Annotated in this window: 18 protein-coding genes; 9 read left to right on the top strand and 9 right to left on the bottom strand. The window is 60.4% G+C overall.

All coding sequences use genetic code 11. The annotated features are described in order from the left end of the window. Nucleotides 1-4: 4 nt before the first annotated feature. The 3 genes from ACZ5C3_RS05330 to ACZ5C3_RS05320 all read right to left on the bottom strand — a co-directional run bounded on the left by ACZ5C3_RS05330 (nucleotide 5) and on the right by ACZ5C3_RS05320 (nucleotide 4,638). Entirely contained in the window at nucleotides 5-886 is an 882-nt protein-coding gene (locus ACZ5C3_RS05330; protein ID WP_464035829.1) for a 4-(cytidine 5'-diphospho)-2-C-methyl-D-erythritol kinase, read from the bottom strand. A 133-nt stretch (nucleotides 887-1,019) separates the two neighbouring features. Then, nucleotides 1,020-2,813, bottom strand: a complete 1,794-nt coding sequence (locus tag ACZ5C3_RS05325; protein WP_464044580.1) for a tetratricopeptide repeat protein — start codon at nucleotides 2,811-2,813, stop codon at nucleotides 1,020-1,022. Nucleotides 2,814-2,976: 163 nt separating this feature from the next. Beyond that, nucleotides 2,977-4,638, bottom strand: coding sequence for an electron transfer flavoprotein-ubiquinone oxidoreductase (locus ACZ5C3_RS05320; RefSeq protein ID WP_464044579.1), 1,662 nt, complete (start codon nucleotides 4,636-4,638; stop codon nucleotides 2,977-2,979). A gap of 115 nt (nucleotides 4,639-4,753) precedes the next feature. Here ACZ5C3_RS05320 and ACZ5C3_RS05315 point away from each other — a divergent pair, with 115 nt between their 5' ends. Further along, nucleotides 4,754-5,575, top strand: a complete 822-nt coding sequence (locus tag ACZ5C3_RS05315) for a uracil-DNA glycosylase (RefSeq protein ID WP_464035827.1) — start codon at nucleotides 4,754-4,756, stop codon at nucleotides 5,573-5,575. A gap of 4 nt (nucleotides 5,576-5,579) precedes the next feature. On the opposite strand, the gene ACZ5C3_RS05310 is transcribed toward ACZ5C3_RS05315, so the two are convergent. From ACZ5C3_RS05310 to ACZ5C3_RS05300, 3 genes are all read right to left on the bottom strand, one after another. Continuing rightward, on the bottom strand, nucleotides 5,580-7,112 hold the full coding sequence (locus ACZ5C3_RS05310; RefSeq protein ID WP_464035825.1) for a glycosyltransferase family 39 protein: 1,533 nt from the start codon (nucleotides 7,110-7,112) through the stop codon (nucleotides 5,580-5,582). A 74-nt stretch (nucleotides 7,113-7,186) separates the two neighbouring features. Beyond that, the gene (locus ACZ5C3_RS05305) at nucleotides 7,187-7,933 is read right to left on the bottom strand and encodes a ribonuclease HII (RefSeq protein ID WP_464035823.1); all 747 of its coding nucleotides are present in this window, start codon (nucleotides 7,931-7,933) and stop codon (nucleotides 7,187-7,189) included. A gap of 81 nt (nucleotides 7,934-8,014) precedes the next feature. Further along, nucleotides 8,015-9,172: a PA0069 family radical SAM protein gene (locus tag ACZ5C3_RS05300; protein WP_464035821.1), complete on the bottom strand. Its 1,158-nt coding sequence runs from the start codon at nucleotides 9,170-9,172 to the stop codon at nucleotides 8,015-8,017. 131 nt (nucleotides 9,173-9,303) lie between these two features. Here ACZ5C3_RS05300 and ACZ5C3_RS05295 point away from each other — a divergent pair, with 131 nt between their 5' ends. The 4 genes from ACZ5C3_RS05295 to ACZ5C3_RS05280 all read left to right on the top strand — a co-directional run bounded on the left by ACZ5C3_RS05295 (nucleotide 9,304) and on the right by ACZ5C3_RS05280 (nucleotide 11,905). Continuing rightward, nucleotides 9,304-9,642 (top strand): DUF3551 domain-containing protein, encoded by a 339-nt coding sequence (locus ACZ5C3_RS05295; protein WP_464044578.1) that lies wholly within the window; start codon nucleotides 9,304-9,306, stop codon nucleotides 9,640-9,642. Between the two features lie 157 nt (nucleotides 9,643-9,799). Next, on the top strand, nucleotides 9,800-10,141 hold the full coding sequence (locus ACZ5C3_RS05290; RefSeq protein WP_464035817.1) for a DUF3551 domain-containing protein: 342 nt from the start codon (nucleotides 9,800-9,802) through the stop codon (nucleotides 10,139-10,141). 177 nt (nucleotides 10,142-10,318) lie between these two features. Beyond that, entirely contained in the window at nucleotides 10,319-10,888 is a 570-nt protein-coding gene (locus tag ACZ5C3_RS05285) for a glycosyl transferase (RefSeq protein ID WP_464035815.1), read from the top strand. A gap of 69 nt (nucleotides 10,889-10,957) precedes the next feature. Next, entirely contained in the window at nucleotides 10,958-11,905 is a 948-nt protein-coding gene (locus ACZ5C3_RS05280) for a bifunctional helix-turn-helix transcriptional regulator/GNAT family N-acetyltransferase (RefSeq protein ID WP_464035814.1), read from the top strand. On the opposite strand, the gene moaB is transcribed toward ACZ5C3_RS05280, so the two are convergent. Both moaB and ypfJ read right to left on the bottom strand, forming a co-directional pair. Next, the gene (moaB, locus tag ACZ5C3_RS05275; RefSeq protein WP_464035812.1) at nucleotides 11,902-12,450 is read right to left on the bottom strand and encodes a molybdenum cofactor biosynthesis protein B; all 549 of its coding nucleotides are present in this window, start codon (nucleotides 12,448-12,450) and stop codon (nucleotides 11,902-11,904) included. The genes ACZ5C3_RS05280 and moaB overlap by 4 nt on opposite strands. Before the next feature lie 5 nt (nucleotides 12,451-12,455). Beyond that, on the bottom strand, nucleotides 12,456-13,403 hold the full coding sequence (gene ypfJ / locus ACZ5C3_RS05270) for a KPN_02809 family neutral zinc metallopeptidase (RefSeq protein WP_464035810.1): 948 nt from the start codon (nucleotides 13,401-13,403) through the stop codon (nucleotides 12,456-12,458). Nucleotides 13,404-13,774: 371 nt separating this feature from the next. Between ypfJ and ACZ5C3_RS05265 the strand changes: the two genes are divergently transcribed. From ACZ5C3_RS05265 to ACZ5C3_RS05255, 3 genes are all read left to right on the top strand, one after another. After that, on the top strand, nucleotides 13,775-14,911 hold the full coding sequence (locus tag ACZ5C3_RS05265) for a DNA methyltransferase (RefSeq protein WP_464035808.1): 1,137 nt from the start codon (nucleotides 13,775-13,777) through the stop codon (nucleotides 14,909-14,911). 176 nt (nucleotides 14,912-15,087) lie between these two features. Beyond that, on the top strand, nucleotides 15,088-15,774 hold the full coding sequence (locus tag ACZ5C3_RS05260) for a glutathione S-transferase family protein (protein WP_464044577.1): 687 nt from the start codon (nucleotides 15,088-15,090) through the stop codon (nucleotides 15,772-15,774). Nucleotides 15,775-15,889: 115 nt separating this feature from the next. After that, nucleotides 15,890-17,164, top strand: a complete 1,275-nt coding sequence (locus ACZ5C3_RS05255) for a flavin-dependent oxidoreductase (RefSeq protein ID WP_464035806.1) — start codon at nucleotides 15,890-15,892, stop codon at nucleotides 17,162-17,164. On the opposite strand, the gene mutY is transcribed toward ACZ5C3_RS05255, so the two are convergent. Then, nucleotides 17,165-18,274: an A/G-specific adenine glycosylase gene (mutY, locus tag ACZ5C3_RS05250; protein ID WP_464035804.1), complete on the bottom strand. Its 1,110-nt coding sequence runs from the start codon at nucleotides 18,272-18,274 to the stop codon at nucleotides 17,165-17,167. A 27-nt stretch (nucleotides 18,275-18,301) separates the two neighbouring features. Here mutY and ACZ5C3_RS05245 point away from each other — a divergent pair, with 27 nt between their 5' ends. Beyond that, nucleotides 18,302-18,781, top strand: a complete 480-nt coding sequence (locus tag ACZ5C3_RS05245) for a DUF721 domain-containing protein (RefSeq protein WP_464035802.1) — start codon at nucleotides 18,302-18,304, stop codon at nucleotides 18,779-18,781. The last annotated feature ends 10 nt before the right edge of the window (nucleotides 18,782-18,791 follow it).

Below are 18,791 nucleotides of genomic sequence, written 5' to 3'. Positions count from 1 at the left end.
CGTGCTAGCTCAATTCGCCGGCGTGAACCCACCAGTCGGGATACCCTTCGGCGATTTCCTTCGCAGCGGCGCGCGCTTCCGCGCCACTTCCAAAAATCGCAAAACACGTCGCGCCGGAGCCCGACATGCGTGCGAGGCGCACGCCATCGGTCGCGCGTAGCGCCGACAGAACGTCGCCGATCACTGGCTCGACTTTCAGCGCAGGCGGCTCAAGGTCGTTGGTGCCGGCATCGATGGCATCGACCCATACTTCAAACGAAGCATCCTCGGGCCAGCCCGGCGACAGCATGACGTCGCCAACACCGGCGAGGAATTCACCCTTGCTCAGCCCAAGCGCCGTGAACACGTCCTTGGTGGCGACACCAACGCGCGGATTGACCATCACGCAGGGCAGCTGGGGCAGCGTGAGCATCGACAGGTTTTCGCCGACCCCGGTCATGGTGCAGGCGTGAGAAGCGAGGCAGACGGGAATATCGGCCCCCGTTTCGCGCGCGACCTCAACCACACGCGGATCATCGCTTTCGATGCCGTTGGCCCGCGCCAATAGCCGAAGCGCGGCCGCGGCATCCGCTGAGCCGCCACCAATTCCCGCCGCGACCGGCAGCCGCTTATCCAATATGAAATGACCGAGCATGAGACCTGGAACGCGACCGGCAAGCCCACGCGCCGCGCGCACCACCAGATTGTCCGACATGTCGCCGCAGTCCTGCGCGCCCGGCCCCTTCGTCGTCAGGCTGAGCTCAGAGCCGGGCTCCAGGGTCAGGGTATCTGCGCAGTCGGCGAAGGCAACGAGGCTTTCGAGATCGTGATAGCCATCCACGCGGCGGCCGAGAACGCGCAACGTCAGGTTGACCTTGGCGCGTGCGGTATCGGTCAAGAGGGTCATTTCAGGTCAGCCGCTCCGGTCAATGGCACGTGAATGCGCGGGCCTTAACCCGCACATTCACCGGAAAACGCGCCGTTTATCGAGGAATGGAGCGCCGGGTCAAGCCCGGCAGCCCTGGAAGATGGCCGAGAAATCAGCCGCCCTTGCCATCGTCCTTCTTCTTTTCGGCAGCCGCGGCATTGGACGTATCGTCCGGCAAGCCGTCCTTCAGCTTGGCGTCGATCTTGGGCACCTCTTCAGGATCCGGCTTCAAATCCTTTGCATGCTGCCACTGGAATTTCGCTTCGAGGGTCCGTCCGACGCGCCAATAAGCATCGCCCAGGTGATCGTTGATGGTCGGATCTTCCGGCTTCAGGTCGATCGCGCGCTCAAGGTTTTTCACCGCGTTGTCATAGTCAGCGATGCGGTAATAGGCCCAGCCGAGCGAGTCGACGATGTAACCATCGTCCGGGCGCTGCTCGACCGCACGGCGGATCATCTTCATGGCCTCATCAAGGTTGATGCCTTGGTCGATCCACGAATAGCCGAGGTAGTTGAGCACATGCGGTTGCTCAGGCTGCAGCTCGAGAGCCTTCTTCAGGTCGGCTTCCGCCTGGGGCCACTGCTTCGACCGTTCGCTGCAGATGCCGCGGAAATAATAGAAAACCCAGTTCGGCTTATCGCCGTTCTCGGCCGAGATATCGATCCCTTTGCCGTAAGTCGTGCTGCAATCCTCGAATTTCTTGCGCGAGCGCTCGATGTTTCCGAGCGCCATGATCGCCTCGAGATCCTTCGGATCTTCGGCAACAACGGTCTTCAGGATCTTGATGCCTTCATCGGTCCGATCGACCGCATCGAGGTCGGTCGCGAGCTGAATCTGGGCGTTACGCTTCAGTGGAGAATTCGCAGCGACCCGCTCATACACCTTGATCGCCATCTGCGGCTTCTTCACCGACTCATAGAGATCGGCAAGCGAGAGCAGCGCGAGGGAGTGGTTCGGGTTCAGGTAAAGCGCGAGCTGGAGATAGACCAACGCCAGATCTTCGCCGCCGCGGCGGGTCAACGACGCACCAATGCCATAGAGCGCCTCAGCAGCGCCCTGCTGTGGGGAGTCGACCAGCGGCGCCAGCTTCTTGCCGGCCTTCGTCTCCCGGATGCCTTCAACGACCAGCGGGTGACGTGCCAGCTTCTTGTCGAACGCCTCATAAATAGCCGTCGCAGCCGGAGCATCCTTGTTGCGTGATAGCCAGCGCGCATAGGCATCGGCAACACGCAGGGCGGAATCATCGAGCTTATAGGCCCGATCAAACCGTACGCCCGCTTCCTTCTGCTTGTTAGCAAGCTCCAGGATCATGCCGGCATGCAGGTCCTTGAAGATCGGATACCATTCGGGACCCGCCAGCTTATCGATGCTTGAAATGGCCGCCTGGGTGTTTCCGGCGCCATAGCTCGCCCAGCCGGACAGCAGGGTCGCAACGAGATCGGTAATCGGCCCGCGAACCGACTGATTGATATTCTGCTGGGCGGCAGAATATTGCTTCTGCTTCAGCGCGCGCACACCGATCACCAGCCGCGCCACGCGGTTGTTCTTATCGACGGTGAGAATTTTTTCAGCGAGTCTCACCGCCTCGTCCATGTCGCCATCGGCCAGGGACGAGATAAACGCACGGTCGAGAAGCTCGGAATTCTTCGGATCGGAGCGCAATGCGGCCCGATAGAAGGCCGATGCCGCGCCGGCGTCGCGGTCGACACTGGCGTGGCGGGCGGCGAGGTAGCTGCCGGAGACGGTCAGACCGGCCAGATCACGCGGCGTCGGGAAATTCGACTGCTTGGCATCCTCGCTGGTCTCATTGCTGCGCGCCTGCGCGTACGACGGAGATGCCGCCGTCACGACGGCTGCCAGTGCGAGGGTGGCTGCGGCCACGCGATTGAAACGAAGTGAAAGCATCACGCTCGCCGGCTCCATGATTAGGTAAAGTGCGACCGGTCACGCCAGCAGCACATAACAATGGCTTGTTTGGCCCTCATCCGCAAGGATTCGAGGGAATGAGGCGAGGAGCCTAGTCACTATGGCGCAATCGTGGCAACTCGCCATCCTCGCGTAATCGTGCTCACATCGACTGGTAGTTGGGCCCGCCCCCGCCTTCGGGAGGAACCCATGTAATGTTACCATTAGGGTCCTTAACGTCGCAGGTTTTGCAGTGGACGCAGTTCTGCGCGTTGATCTGGAAGCGCGGACCCGACGTCTCGTCCACCCATTCATAAACGCCCGCCGGGCAGTATCGGTTCGACGGACCGGCATAGACATCGTGTTCGGAGGTCTTTTGCAGGTTCATGTCGGCAACCTTGAGGTGGATCGGCTGATCCTCCTCGTGGTTCGTATTAGACAAAAATACCGACGATAGTTTGTCGAAGGTCAGTTTGCCGTCCGGCTTCGGCGCGGCAATTGGGGCATGGGCCTTGGCGGGATCCAGCGTCTTGCGGTCCGGTTTCGCGTGGGACTGTGTTCCGAACAGCGAAAAGCCGAACAGCGTGTTGGTCCACATGTCGAGGCCGCCCAGCGCCACGCCGATTACAGTCCCGAACTTCGACCACAGCGGCTTGACGTTGCGGACCTTGAACAGGTCCTGGCCAACCGCCGATCCACGCCAGGCGTTTTCGTACTCGGCCAGTTCGTCGTTGGCGCGGCCTGCCGCCAGCGCGGCCGCGACGTGCTCCGCCGCCAGCATGCCGGTGCCCATTGCATTGTGGACACCCTTGATGCGGGGAACGTTGACGAAGCCCGCCGCACAGCCGACCAGCGCGCCGCCCGCGAACGACAAGCGTGGGACGGACTGATAGCCGCCTTCAGTGATCGCACGCGCGCCATAGGCAATGCGCTTGCCCCCCTCAAACACGTCACGTACCGACGGATGGGTCTTGAAGCGCTGGAATTCTTCGAAAGGCGACAGATACGGATCGTTGTAGTTCAGATGGACCACAAACCCGACCGCCACCAGATTCTCATTGTAATGATAAAGGAACGATCCGCCGCCGGTGGAATTGCCGAGCGGCCAGCCGAACGAGTGCTGGATCAGCCCCTTCTTGTGCTTCGCCGGATCGATCTGCCAGACTTCCTTGAGCCCAATGCCGAACTTCGGCGGCTCGGCATTCTTGTCGAGCCCGAACTTCGCGATCAGTTGCTTGGTCAGGCTGCCGCGGGCGCCTTCAGCAAACAGCGTGTACTTGCCGAGCAGCTCCATGCCGCGGGTGTAAGAAGCCTTGTGCGAACCATCGCGCGCCACGCCCATATCGCCAGTAGCGATACCGCGCACCTCGCCGTTCTCGCCGTAGAGCACTTCGACCGCGGCGAAGCCCGGATAGATTTCCACGCCAAGCGCTTCGGCGCGTGGGCCAAGCCAGCGGCACACGTCTCCGAGCGAGCCGATGTAGCAATGATGGTTGTTCATCAGCGGCGGCATCATGAAGTTCGGCAGCTTGATCGCGCCACTGCCGGTCATCCAGTAGAAGTGATCGTCCTTGACTTGCGTCTTCAACGGACAATCGGCGTCCTCACGCCAATCGGGGATCAGCTTGTCGAGCGAGACCGGATCGATCACCGCACCGGACAAAATATGAGCGCCGACCTCCGATCCCTTCTCGACCACGACGACCGAGAGGTCGGGATTGATTTGCTTCAGCCGGATCGCTGCGCTGAGGCCGGAAGGCCCGGCGCCGACGATCACGACGTCGAACTCCATGGAATCGCGCGGAGGAAGCGGCTCGGTGCTCATGCTCTGATCTCAAAATTGTCGTTTCAGAATACTTCTAACCATCGTTCTTCCCGATTTTCGGCGCAAGAACAACCCCGTTTCGCTGCAGCGCAATCCATCCTACATTGAAATGGCCATGACACCCGAACGCGCCCCTACTGCCCGCGAACTTCTTGCTTTCTATCTGGAAGCAGGGGTGGATTGCGCGCTATCCGATGAGCCTGTGAATTGGCTCTCCGAGGACATTGCAGCGGCGGAACAGCCTGCCGCAAAGCCGGTTCAATTCCGCACTGCGAACGTAGCACCACCGCCGCAAAAGATTCTTGCCGAGCCTGCGCCTCCTCCTGATGCGGCGATCGCTTCCGCGCGCGATATCGCGCCGACAGCCGCCTCGCTTCAGGAACTTCGCACGCTGCTGGAGGCGTTCGACGGCTGCGCGCTGAAATCGACCGCGACACGGCTGGTGTTCGCCGACGGAAATCCGCAAGCGAGAATCATGTTCGTCGGCGAAGCGCCCGGACGTGACGAAGATCTCGAAGGTCTGCCGTTTGTCGGGCGCTCCGGCAAGCTGCTCGATCTGATGATGGCGTCGATTGGTCTCGACCGCACCAGCGCCTATATCGCCAACATCATTCCGTGGCGGCCGCCAGGTAACCGCGATCCCTCGCCGCAGGAAACCCAGATCTGCTTGCCCTTCATTCGGCGGCAGATCGAACTCGTCAATCCAGATGTTCTGGTATGCCTCGGCAAACCATCATCGCAGGCCGTGCTCGAGGTGAAGGACGGCATCGTGAAATCGCGCGGCAAGTGGATCGAGTACAACACCGGCACGCGAAAAATTCGCGCGATGGCAACATTCCATCCGGCCTATCTGCTGCGCCAGCCGATCTACAAACGGCTGACCTGGCAGGATTTACGTGCCGTGAAGAAAGCACTCGCGGCAACAAAGACCGATTGAAGGATTAGCGCGATGCCGGCGCAGCTTGTGGGCGGACAATAGCCCACCCTATCCGCAGCTGCGGTTGGCGGCCATTCACCATGCGTTCGAATGTACGCGGTACTTCGGGCACCAGTCCGGGAAACCGTTTCACGAGATCATCGGGCGGCGTGCCGACCGTATCCGCGGCGCGCCAGACCACGACGCCCCCAGTCTGGTTGAACGACGCAAACGTGATCCACGGTGTCTGCTTCGGCGTTGCATCGAGCAGCACATGCGGCCGGCCCGGCGCCGCGAAGCCAATCAGCATTGCAAGCTGCGGATCACCGGCAACCGCAGCCAGCTTATGCCCGGTGCGCCGCTCAAAGTTCTCGCCAAAGAACTTGCCGATCTCGCTCGCCGGCAGCGATGTCTTGATTTCGCCCGTGCTGGTCCATGGCTGAATGAAGACGACCGCAAGGACAACGACCACCGGTGCGGCCATGATCGCCAGCCAAACGGAGCGCAGCACATGCTGCCGCCTGAGATAGATAAGGTCGCTCGCCGTCACGATGACCGCCAGCCCCACCAGCAGTAGCGCGATGCCATCACCGCCAATGATCTGGTCCATTCCAAGCAATGCGGCGCCAAAGCTGAGCACCAGCACAGGGGCGACGGTGAACACATAAACGAACAATCGCCCCGATGGCGCGACACCGGGCCGATAGATGACGGGCGCGTCTTGCGGTTTGCCGTTCAACCTGCGTGAGTTGAAGATCAAGAGCAGCGCGACGCCAAACAGTGCAAACGCCAATCCGGCCAGCATTTGCCCCCAGTTGATCAGGCGCGCCTCAATATCCGAGAGATCCAAGATCTGCGGCAGCAGCGGAAGGGTGACCGCATCCCCACGCTCCAGCCACACGGCGTAAGGCAACACGATAACCATGATAACCATCACGGCGAACACGGGATCCGTCGACGCCAGTGCGTGCCGGCCTTTCTTTGTCGCCAGGGCAAAGATCGCCAGCATGATCAGCAACGGAATCGCCGCCATCGTCGTCAGCAGCAACATACCGGCTTCGATGGACAGAGCGAACCATGCGTTGCGCCGGCTCTGCCCGATGACCTGCCACGAATGGAGCAGCACAAGCGCCCATAGCGGCCTTGCCAAGGTCAGCGGGCCAAACTCAACGCCGGGATACGAAAATGCGATGATCGTGGCCGTGAGCAGCACTGCGAGGACCGCCTGCTGTCCCCCGACAATGGCACGGCCGAGCTGGAACAGCGCCCAGAAGGTGACGATGAAACAAACCTGCGAGAGCAGATAAACGCCGAAGATATGGTTGCCGGAAAGGCGAAAGGCGATATCGGCCAGCCAGAACGCAGCTGGCGGACCAAGCTGGGTGCCGACCTGATATTCCCTGCCGAAGGCCAGGACGGTTGCCGTGTCGCCCGGCGGGCTTCCATACAGAATGGTGGGTACGATGAACCACAGCGCCGCTTGCGCCAGCACCGCGATCCAGAAAATCAGCCGCGGCCGCGCACGAACCAATTCAACGATCAGGGATGTAAAACGCATGAAACGCCTGAACCGGCCTTGCGATGATTTTCATCACTGATAAAGCCCGGCGCCCGATCAGGCAACCAAGCTGCTCAACTACCGGCGACTTCTTCAGTTGTTTCGCTGATCGCAATCCTGACCGACGCATCGATCGAGACGGCCCTGCCCTCGTGCTTTTCACGGGCGGCAACGACCGGCGCGAAAAACCGGCGATGATGGATGGTCGGTCCAAGACGGTCGAGAGCCGCCAGATGTGCGGGCACACCGTAGCCCATGTGGGAATCGAAACCGTATTCCGGATGTTCCTGCGCCAGCCGGCACATCAACCGGTCACGCGAGACCTTAGCGATAATGGACGCTGCCGCGATCGAGGCGACAAGTCCGTCGCCGCCAATCACCGCCTCGCAATTGCAGGGGACATCGATCTTGTCGCGACCATCGACAAAAACATGCTTCGGCAGTTCGGGGAGCGCACGCACAGCCTGTGCCAGCGCCCATAGTGAGGCGCGCAAGATGTTGTCCCGGTCGATCCGGGACGGCGGCGCTACCGCCACCGACACAAGCGCCGTGGCGCAGATCTCCTCGAACAACTCCTCACGGCGTTCGCGGGTGAGTCGTTTGGAATCGTCGAGCCCTTTGGGGACACGCTTCGGGTCCAGAATCACCGCAGCCGCAACCACCGGTCCAGCCAGCGGACCTCGTCCGGCCTCGTCGCAGCCAGCCACCGGCCACACGTCGCTCTTCAACAGGGCGCGTTCGCGCTTGAAGGTCGGGGCGACAATGATCGCGCGCTCTTTTGCCTTGGCACGCGGAACCGCAGATGACTTTGCTCGAATCATGCGGGGATGCTGGGGGCACGAGACGCGCGCCGCAAGCTGGAACTTTCATCCATACCCGCTATTCGGTCGAGCGGTTGAAAACTAAAACAAGTCCAGCTGCTCGCTGCCGCGCTTCGGCCGGACGAAATGAGCGGTGGTTAATTTCGAGCGTCGCTTGTTGAGGCCGAGTTTCTCACATGCAATCTCGAAACGCCTCCCGATCATCCAGGCCATCGGCCCGGTGCCCTTCATCCGCGTTCCCCATTGCGAGTCGTAATCGCGACCGTCGCGCATATCCCGGATCAGCGTGAAAACATGCCGGTAACGATCCGGATAATTCGCCATGAGCCACTCGCGGAACAGGTCACGCACCTCAAGCGGCAAACGCAGCAAGACGTAACTGGCTTCCTTCACACCGGCATGAGCCGCGGCATCAAGAATCCGTTCGATCTCGGAATCATTCAGCGCCGGAATCACAGGCGCGACCATCACCGTCGTTGGAATCCCCGCATCGGCGAGCATGCGAAGCGCCTCCAGACGTTTCGTCGGTGTTGAGGCCCGCGGCTCCATCGTGCGTGCGAGTTTTGGATCGAGCGTGGTCACCGACAGCGCGACCTTGACGAGATTTCGCTGGGCCATTTTGGCGAGAATGTCGATATCCCGCACCACCAGCGCAGACTTGGTGACGATGCCGACCGGATGCGCCGTTCGCTCCAGCACTTCGAGAATGCCACGCATGATTTTGCGCTCGCGCTCGATCGGCTGATAGGGATCCGTGTTGGTGCCGATCGCGATCATGCGCGGTTCGTATCCAGTCGCCGACAGCTCCTTCTCCAGAAGATCAGGCGCATCAGGTTTGACGAACAGCTTGCTTTCAAAATCGAGACCGGGAGATAGCCCCATGTAAGCGTGGGTTGGTCGCGCGAAACAATAGACGCAGCCGTGCTCGCATCCACGATAGGGATTGATGGAACGATCGAAACCAATGTCCGGCGAATCGTTCCGGGTGATCACCTTGCGCGCGGTGTCGGTGGCCACTGTTGTCTTAAACGGCGGAAGCTCTTCAAGGCTTTGCCAGCCATCGTCGAACGTGACACGCGCCTCTGCTTCATAACGCCCGCTGGTATTCGACTGCGCACCACGACCCCGCCGCCTCTGCTTATCGATAGCGACTTCGATGTCCGGAAATGGCGAAGGCACGCCGACCGTTTCGGAAGGCGCTGAGGCCGGCACTTGCTTGAGGGCGGATGCTCGATTCATGAGCTCAACATAGCATGAAATGAGAACAAAACAAGAACTACCAAGGTATCAAATGATCATCATCCGAATGGTATTGGAGCCTTTCCCTCGCATCGGCGTTTCCTTCGTTGACCGGTCGAAGGAGATTTCTCATGAACAAGTTATTTTTATCGGTCGCCCCCCTCATCGTTGCGGGACCGATGGTCGCGGCGATTAGTTCGATACCGGCTAACGCAGAGCCGTTCTGTAACATCAATAGCGACGGTGGAGGCTACCGGGCCTGCACGGATACTTATGCCAGCTGTCTCCGCACGGCGAGTGGTGTCGGAGGGCTGTGCGTCGTGAACCGGTTTTTCCGCGCTTACGGCGGCTACGACGGTCCGTATGCTTATGCGCCCGGCCGGGCTTATGGACGAACGTATTATCGGCCATTGCCGCGCAATTACGCTCAGCCGGGAACTGGCGCCTACGTGGACGACGACATCGATTGATACGTGAAGGATGGGGCAAGCAAGCGCTCCGGCGAACGGTCGTCGGAGCGCTTGCTGGCTGTTGTCTTTGATGCTTGTCGTTTCATCAACAATTCGTGGAGCTTTCCCACTGCTGCGGCGTTGCCTTTCCAAGAAGGAATGGAAAGGAGAGTTTCTCATGCGGAAATCATTGTTCGCGATCGCTACCGTCCTCGCTGCAGCGCCAGCAGCCATGGCGATCAGCTCGACACCGGCCAGCGCAGGCGCATTCTGTGCGACCTATCCCGACGGTCAAAGCGCGCGGAGTTGCGGTTATATGACGTACGCAAGCTGCGTCCGCTCTACCCAGGGTGCAGGCGGAATGTGTCAGGCAAACCCGAATTTCGCGGGTTATGGCGCCCTTGAGGATTCGTACGCCTACGCACCCGGCCCGGATTATGGACCGACCTATTATGAGCCGGGACCGCGCTACTACACCCGGCCTGGGGTGGACATCTATATCGGCGGCAGCATCGATTGATACATGAAGAATTCGACCACGCCGGCGCATACGCGCTGGAGTGGTCGTGATGGCCCAGCTCAGCGCCGTTAATAAATGCCGCAAAAAGCTGCACAGGAAGGGCTGTTCTCAGTGTGACAAGATGATAACGATGCCGTCCAGAGCTTCCGACTGACAGGCACTTGCAAGCATCTGGTCATGATCAGCGTTGTCATCCCCACTGAAGGCGTCGAGCCACCTGTTGTCGCGACTCTTGCCGCTCTCGTTCCGGGTGCAGCCGCAGGCGTGGTCCGCGACGTCGTGCTGGTGGATCGCGCAGGCTCCAGTGTCATCGAGCGTGTTGCCGATGTTGCCGGCTGCCAGTTTCTGAAATTTGACGGATCACGGGCCGCGGCACTCGCGGCCGGAGCGGACCAGACCCGTTCGCCCTGGCTGATGTTTCTTCACGCCGGTTCGGTGTTGGATTCCGGCTGGATCGATGAAGCTGCGCAATTCATGCAAGCAGTCTCGCTCAGTGGCCATCAGCGTGCCGGCGTGTTTCGCTACGCGCGTTCGCCGTACGACAATGCCGGCATCCGCGACGGCGTCAGATCCCTTGCACGTTTCATTTCAGGCCCTTCCGCCGATCAGGGTCTGCTGATCTCCCGCGATCACTACGAACGGCTCGGTGGCTACGCTCCCGCCCGCCGCGCCGAGGCCAAGTTGCTTTCAAAGCTTGGCCGAGCGGGCCGAGCCACGCTGCGAACCAGGATTTTCGTAGCAGCCTGACCGGCCAAAATAGATCGTTGACTCCGTCAACAATCATCGCGAGAATTGGATCATCGAGCGAGGCTTTCGATGACCAAGATTCACGAGCCGGAAGAACCCAACGGAATCGATGCCGTCCGGCGGTTCAACCGTTTTTATACCCGCAAGATCGGCATTCTCGACCAGCAGCTTCTGCAAAGTCCGTATTCCCTGACCGAAGCGCGTGTGCTGTTCGAACTCGCGCATCGCAATGATCCGACCGCCAAGGAGATCGGGGCCGAACTTGGCCTCGACCGCGGCTATCTCAGCCGCATCATCCAGTCGTTCATGGACAAGGGTCTCGTCACTCGAAAGCCCGTCCCTGAAGATCGGCGTCAATTCCGATTGAATCTAACAGCCAAAGGCCGGCTTGCCTTTGGCCGCCTCAACCGAAGTTCGCACGACGATGTCGGCGTAATGCTTCAGACGCTTCCGACCCGCAGCAAGCAAGATTTGATCAACGCGATGGCAACAATTGAACGTCTGCTTGATGGCGAAGCCGATCGCTCAGAAATTATTCTGCGGCCTCACCGGCCGGGCGATATGGGATGGGTCATCCAGCAGCACGGGCTGCTGTATGCGCAGGACTACGGCTGGGACATTTCTTTTGAAGGGTTAGTTGCTGACATCGCAGCGCAGTTTCTGAAAAATTTTGATCCCGCTTTTGAGTGCTGCTGGATTGCCGAACTCGACGGACGCCGCGCCGGCTCGGTGTTTTTGGTCAAAGAATCCGCCGAGGTCGCCAAGCTGCGTCTGCTATTGGTCGACCCACTCGGCCGCGGTCGCGGGCTGGGAAAACGTCTCGTAGAAGAATGCATCAAGTTTGCGCGGGTGCGCGGCTATCGCAAGATCACGTTGTGGACCCAAAGCATGCTGCTTGCCGCGCGCGGAATTTACGAGAACGCGGGGTTCGTGCGCATCGGGAGCGAACCACATCACAGCTTCGGTCAGGATCTCGTGGGCGAGACGTGGGAGCTGTCGCTTGAGGAGAAGACCTAACCCTTGCCACGCTGCAGATGCTCGTCGAGCCGCGGCATGATCTCGACGAAATTGCACGGCCGCGTCCGGTAATCGAGTTGATGGACGAGAATACCGTCCCAGCCATCCTTGCAGGCTCCCGGCGATCCCGGCAGGCAGAAGATAAACGTCGCGCCCGCAACGCCGGCTGTTGCACGGCTCTGGATCGTCGACATCCCGATCTTGGCGTGGCTCATCATATGAAAGGCAATCGAGAAGCCATCCATGCGCTTCTCGAACAGCGCCTCTGCCGCCTCGGGCGTGACATCGCGCCCGGTGAAGCCGGTGCCGCCCGTGGTGATGATGACATCAACGCCATCATCCGCGATCCAGGCCATCAGCTTTGCGCGGATCTCGTCCACATCATCGATGACGATGTCACGGGCCGCGAGATGATGACCCGCGGCAACAATGCGCTCCGCCAGCGTGGCGCCGGACTTGTCGTCATTTAGAGAGCGCGTGTCCGAGACGGTCAACACCGCGATGTTGACCGGAATGAACGGCTTGGGTTCGCTGTTCGTTGACATCGAAACTAAAGCTGCACACCGGGCGCGAAGGTATTGCACGCGGCGACGCTGCCCTGCTGATAGCCCGTCATGAACCAACGCTTGCGTTGCGCTGCCGAACCATGGGTAAACGAGTCCGGCACCACGCGGCCAGTGGCCTTTCGTTGCAAGGTATCGTCACCGATCGCCGCTGCCGTCGTCAACGCAGCGTCGATATCGCCTTCTTCAAGGAAGCCCGGCCGTTTCTTCGACTCACGGTTCACCCATACGCCGGACAAACAGTCAGCCTGCAACTCGACGCGCACCTGAATAGCGTTGGCTTCGGCCTTGCTGCCTGCTCTCTCCTGCATCTGACGTGCCTTATCCAGGATGCCGAGTAGATTCTGGATATGATGACCTGCTTCATGCGCGATGATGTAGGCGGCGGTAAATTTACAGGCGCTGCCCGTGCAACCGCGGAAGCGTGTCTCGACCTCGCGGAAAAATCCCGTGTCGAGGAAGATTTGTTTGTCGGGCGGACAATAGAATGGGCCCATCGCCGATTGCGCCATGCCGCAACGGCCGCCATTGGTGGCGTTGCGGAAGAGCACAATGCGCGGACCGCGATAGCTCTGCCCGCTCGCCTGGAAGATTTCACTCCAGCGATCATCGATTTCACCGAGCACGCCGGCAATCATGCTGCCCATTTCGTCGGTCGGCGCACCGGTCTTCGCAGGCGCGGACCTGCGATCGGTCTGATACGTGGGCGCCTGCTGCCCGCCGGTCAGAATTTCTGCGCCACCGATCAACACGCGCGGATCGATACCGACAGCCCAGCCGATCAGACCGAGCACGATGACAGTGCCGATGCCGAGACCACCGCCACCCATCGGAAGTCCGAAGCCGCCTCCGCCGCCTCCGAATCCGCCGCCGCCGCCATCATCATCGCGGCGATCATCGATGTTATCGCTGCGGCGGAAGTCATCGTAACGCATCGGAGTCTCTCCTCGGTCGGCGGGCGCTCATCATAACGCGCGAATGCAACACTGGATCCACCGAATGTGGCGGTTCAGAAATTGGCTTCATTTTGCGGCGAGCCCTTTAAGCAAACTTCTGAATCTGAACCACACTCAAATCACGGGTTGCCAGTGTCGCCTCGAATCCAAAATTCTCTACGGTTCGCGCTGCACGATGTGGCGAACTTTGGATTCGGGACACTGGTGATTCATACCGTGCCCGGCAAATATTGCCTAGCGTGATCGTGCCTACCATTAAGGCGATTTTTACCTAGTGCGATCATAGTCATGACAGTCGGATTTGTTAGTCCCGCGTCGCCGGCTGCGTCGCCTGAGTCAGAGTTTGAGTCATGGTAGTGTCGCGTCGCGGGGCGTCTGCAAGGGCGCCCCGCACTAATTTTGAATCGTCCCCATCATCCCGCATTATTGTCGGCGATTGCGTCGCCGAGATGTCGAAGCTGCCTGCAGCTTCGGTCGATCTCGTGTTCGCCGATCCGCCGTACAATCTGCAGCTCAAGGGCGAACTCAAACGCCCTGACGAATCGCATGTCGATGCCGTCAACAACGACTGGGACAAGTTTTCATCCTTCGCTGCCTATGACGACTTCACGCGCGCATGGCTTCTTGCCTGCCGCCGCATCATGAAGCCGTCGGCAACGCTGTGGGTGATCGGCTCCTATCACAACATTTTCCGCGTCGGCGCCATCATGCAGGACCTCGGCTTCTGGGTTCTCAACGATATCGTCTGGCGCAAGACCAATCCGATGCCGAATTTCCGTGGCCGCCGTTTCACCAATGCGCATGAAACGATGATTTGGGCGGCACGCGACGAGAACGCCAAGGGCTATACCTTCAACTACGAAGCGCTGAAGGCCGCCAACGAGGACGTCCAGGCGCGATCGGATTGGCTGATCCCGCTCTGTACCGGCGAGGAGCGCCTGAAAGGCAACGACGGCAAGAAAGTTCACCCGACGCAAAAGCCCGAAGGTCTGTTGGCACGCGTGCTGCTGTCGTCATCGAAACCCGGCGACCTGGTGATCGATCCGTTCAACGGCACGGGGACGACCGGCGCGGTCGCCAAGCGGCTTGGCCGCAGCTACATCGGCTTCGAGCGTGACCGCGATTATGCGAAGGCCGCCGAGGCGCGGATCGCTGCTATCGAACCGCTGCCGGAAGCCACCCTGGCGCCCTTCATGACAGCACGCGGTGCGCCGCGCGTGGCCTTCTCCGAGCTTGTCGAGCGCGGCATGATCATGCCCGGCACCAAGCTGGTGGATTCCAAGAAGAAGCACGGCGCACTGGTACGCGCGGACGGCGCGATCATGCTGGGCGATAAGGTCGGATCGATCCACCGCATGGGTGCGCTGGCGCAGGGCGCTGAGGCCTGTAACGGCTGGACCTTCTGGCACGTTGAAACCAAGAAGGGCCTCAAGCTGATCGACGAGCTGCGCGCCGAGATCCGTAACGAGATGGCGGCGGCTGGATAGCTTCATCGCCATTCGATACAGTTGAAAACGATCGCAATGCCCGGCCCGTGCCGGGCATTGTCGTTTCGTGTCGTTTTCACAAAGTCCCCAGTTGCATGGGTTTGAAAATCGACGCATGAAACAGCGCCGATGGCCAACACCCGCCGATTTCCAAAACATGCAGGGAGACTTTTCAGATGCTCAAGTTTTACTTCAACGGGTCGCCTAATCCGACCAAGGTTGCCCTTTTCCTCGAGGAAGCTGGCCTTCCCTATGAACCCGTCGCCGTCGACACGCGCACAGGCGCGCAGTTCGACCCCGACTATCTCGCCCTCAATCCGAACGGCAAGGTGCCGGCAATCGACGACGGTGGCGTGAAGGTGTTCGACAGCAACGCGATCCTGCTCTACCTCGCCGAGAAGACGGGAAAATTCCTGCCAGAGAACACGCCCGCCAATCGCGCTGAATTGCTCTCGTGGCTGATGTTCGTGGCGACCGGTGTTGGACCGTTCTTCGGCCAGGCCGTTCACTTCAAGCACTTTGCACCGGAAAAGATCGACTACGCTCACAACCGTTATCAGTACGAAGCCGGGCGGCACCTTTCAGTGCTGAATGACCGGCTCGCGAACCGCAAATATATGGTCGGCGATACCTACACCATTGTCGACATGGACGTCTGGGGCTGGGTGCGGATGACGAACTTCATCCTCGGCGACGAAGGTTTCGGCAAATTCCCGAACGTCAAGCGCCTACACGATGAAATCTCGGCGCGTCCGGCGGCGGCAAAAGCGATCGCGCTGAAGGACAGCTTCAAATGGAAGGCCGAGATGGACGACGAAGCGCGCGGCAACATGTTCAAGCACCTCGGAACGCGCGCAGCCTGATTTCTGCGACGTTCGACACAATCGCGGTCCGGCAATTCCCGCCGGGCCGCGCCAAATTTTCGATTGCCGCTCAACGCCGTCCCGTGTCATCACGCCTCGATAACAGAGGCACGACATGACCATTCTCATCGCAGGCGGCGGCATTGGCGGATTAACGCTCGCCCTCAGTCTTCACCAGATCGGTATTCCGTGCCGCGTTTTTGAGAGCGTAAGCGAATTGAAGCCGCTGGGTGTCGGCATCAATGTATTGCCCCATGCCGTTCGCGAACTGACCGAGCTTGGTCTGCTCGACAAGCTGGACGCCGCCGGTGTCCGCACGAAGGAACTGTCGTTCTTCTCCAAGCATGGCAAGCCGATATGGACTGAGCCGCGCGGCCTGGACGCAGGCTACAAATGGCCGCAGTTTTCGATCCACCGCGGCGTGCTGCAGCAAATCTTGTTTGATACCGTGATCGAACGTCTCGGCGCGCAGAATGTTCTCACCAGTCATCATCTCTCGAACTTCATCGACACGCCCGACGGCGTGCGTGCAGAATTTCTGGACAAGTCCACGGGACAAAGCGCCGGAACATATGAAGGTTCGCTGCTGATCGCGGCGGACGGCATCCATTCCGCGGTTCGCCAAAAACTCTACCCGCAGGAAGGTGCGCCGATCTGGAACGGCCGCATCCTGTGGCGCGGCATCACCGAGAGCGATGCATTCCTCTCCGGACGCACGATGATCATGGCCGGCCATGAGGTTCTGAAATTCGTCTGCTATCCGATTTCCAATGCTCCGCTGCCGAATGGAAAGTTCCGGATCAACTGGATTGCCGAGCGCCTGCTGCCGCCGACCTATCAATGGCGGCGCGAGGATTACAATCGCGCGGCCAAGCTCGATGAATTCCTGCCGTGGTTCGAGAACTGGACGTTCGACTGGCTCGATGTTCCGGCGCTGATCCGGAACTGTGCGCACGCCTATGAATATCCCCTAGTCGATCGTGATCCGCTCGATCGCTGGACCTTCGGCAATGTTACGCTGCTGGGCGACGCCGCCCATCCGATGTATCCGATCGGCTCCAATGGCGCCTCGCAGGCCATTCTCGATGCTCGCGTGCTGGCGCGCGAAATCCTCAATCACGGCGAAACGTCTGCAGCGCTTCAAGCCTATGAAGCCGGGCGTCGTCCCGCCACCACCGAACTCGTCAAGCTGAACCGCCGCAACGGTCCGGAACAGGTGATGCAGATCGTCGAGGAACGTGCACCGGATGGCTTCAACGTTGTGACCGATGTGCTTTCGCAACGAGAGCTGGAAGACATCGCCAACACCTACAAGCGCGTGGCGGGCTTCCAGGTCGATGCACTCAACGCAAAGCCGCCAATTGTTCCGACGCCGTCGAGCGCAGGATAGTCAGTCACCAAGGCCATGCGCGATGACCTTGCGCATCACATTCGGCAATGCTTCATCCTTCAACGTTGCGATGGGCACCCAGCGCATCCCTTCGGGTGCGCGGGTTCGCGCCGGCACGCTGGCGGTGTAAACGACGAGCTCCAGCGGAAAGTGCGTGAACACGTGCGTCACGACACCCACCTTGCGATGCCAGCGTGATCCTCCTTTCAACAAAGGCGCCTGTTCGAGCGCCGCCTCGTCGCCGTGACCGGCGAGCCATTCCGAATTCGGCACCTCCGTCATGCCGCCCAGCAAACCTTTCTCGGGACGTGTGCGGACTAGAATCTCATCGCCTCTTATGACGATGAACGCCGCGCCTCGCCGCAGGTTGCCGCTCTTCTTCGGCGCCTTGCGGGGGAACGTTTCCTGATCGCCCCGCTTGCGCGCAGCACAATCGTCATTGAGCGGGCATAGCGCACAAGCCGGTTTCTTCGGCGTACAGATCGTCGCGCCCAGATCCATCAACGCCTGCGCGCTGTCACCTGCGCGCGAGTCCCAGAGCATTGTCGTGGCCAGCGCCTGGATTTGGGGTTTCGATTTCGGCAGAACCTCTTCCACCGCAAACAACCGTGACACCACACGCTCGATATTACCGTCCACCGGCATTGTTTGCCGGTCGAACGCAATCGCCGCGATGGCGGCTGCCGTGTAGGGGCCGATACCCGGCAACGCCCGCAAGCCTTCTTCGGTGTCGGGAAACACCCCGCCATGATCCTGCAGGACGGCTGCGGCACACGCATGCAGATTGCGGGCGCGCGAGTAATAGCCAAGCCCGGCCCACATCCGCAGCACATCGTCTTGCGACGCGGAACCAAGATCAGCGACTGTCGGCCAGCGTGCGATGAATTTCTGGAAGTATGGGCCCACGGCTTTCACCGTGGTCTGCTGCAGCATGATTTCTGACAGCCATACCCGATAGGGGTCCTGCCTCTCGCCGGGCAGCGCGCGCCAGGGAAGCTGGCGGCGATGGCGATCGTACCATGCGAGCAGCAAGGCTCCGCGCCCGCTTCCGTTCGGCGATTTTTCCAGTGCTGGCTTGTTTCGCCGCACGGCCGTGCCTGCTAGACTCATCCCTCCTTGTAGGCATGACCACGATCAATGAACAAGCCCGGCCGTCTCTACGCCAAACCGTTATCCGTGCTTGTCGGCCCGGTGCTGAAGGACGCGTTCGCCAAGCAAGGCTTCGCCTCGCGCGAACTGATCACGCGCTGGCCGGATATCGTGGGCGCCCATGTCGGCGCGAATTCCGAGCCAATGAAAATTCAGTGGGTCCGTCCTGTCGGAGACCAACCGCCGGAGCCCGCCACCCTGGTGCTGCGTGTCGAGGGACCGATGGCGCTGGAAATCCAGCACACCTCGGACGTGATTATCCAGCGGGTGAACCGCTTTTTCGGCTGGAACGCGATTGGCCGCATAGCGCTGCGCCAAGCTCCTCTGACCCGAAAAAGCCGGCAGAAGACCGTGAAAGCCCCGGACGTGGCCGCAGTGACCAAAGTGGCCTCCAGTCTTTCCGCGATCGAAGATGACAATTTGAGGACGGCGCTGGCCCGGCTCGGCGCCTCAATCAAGCGAAATTGAGGGTTGAAGC

Source organism: Afipia dichlorophenoxyacetatis, from assembly GCF_055386385.1.
Note: the sequence above shows the minus strand (reverse complement) of the source record. Positions and strands in the feature narration are given on the sequence as shown.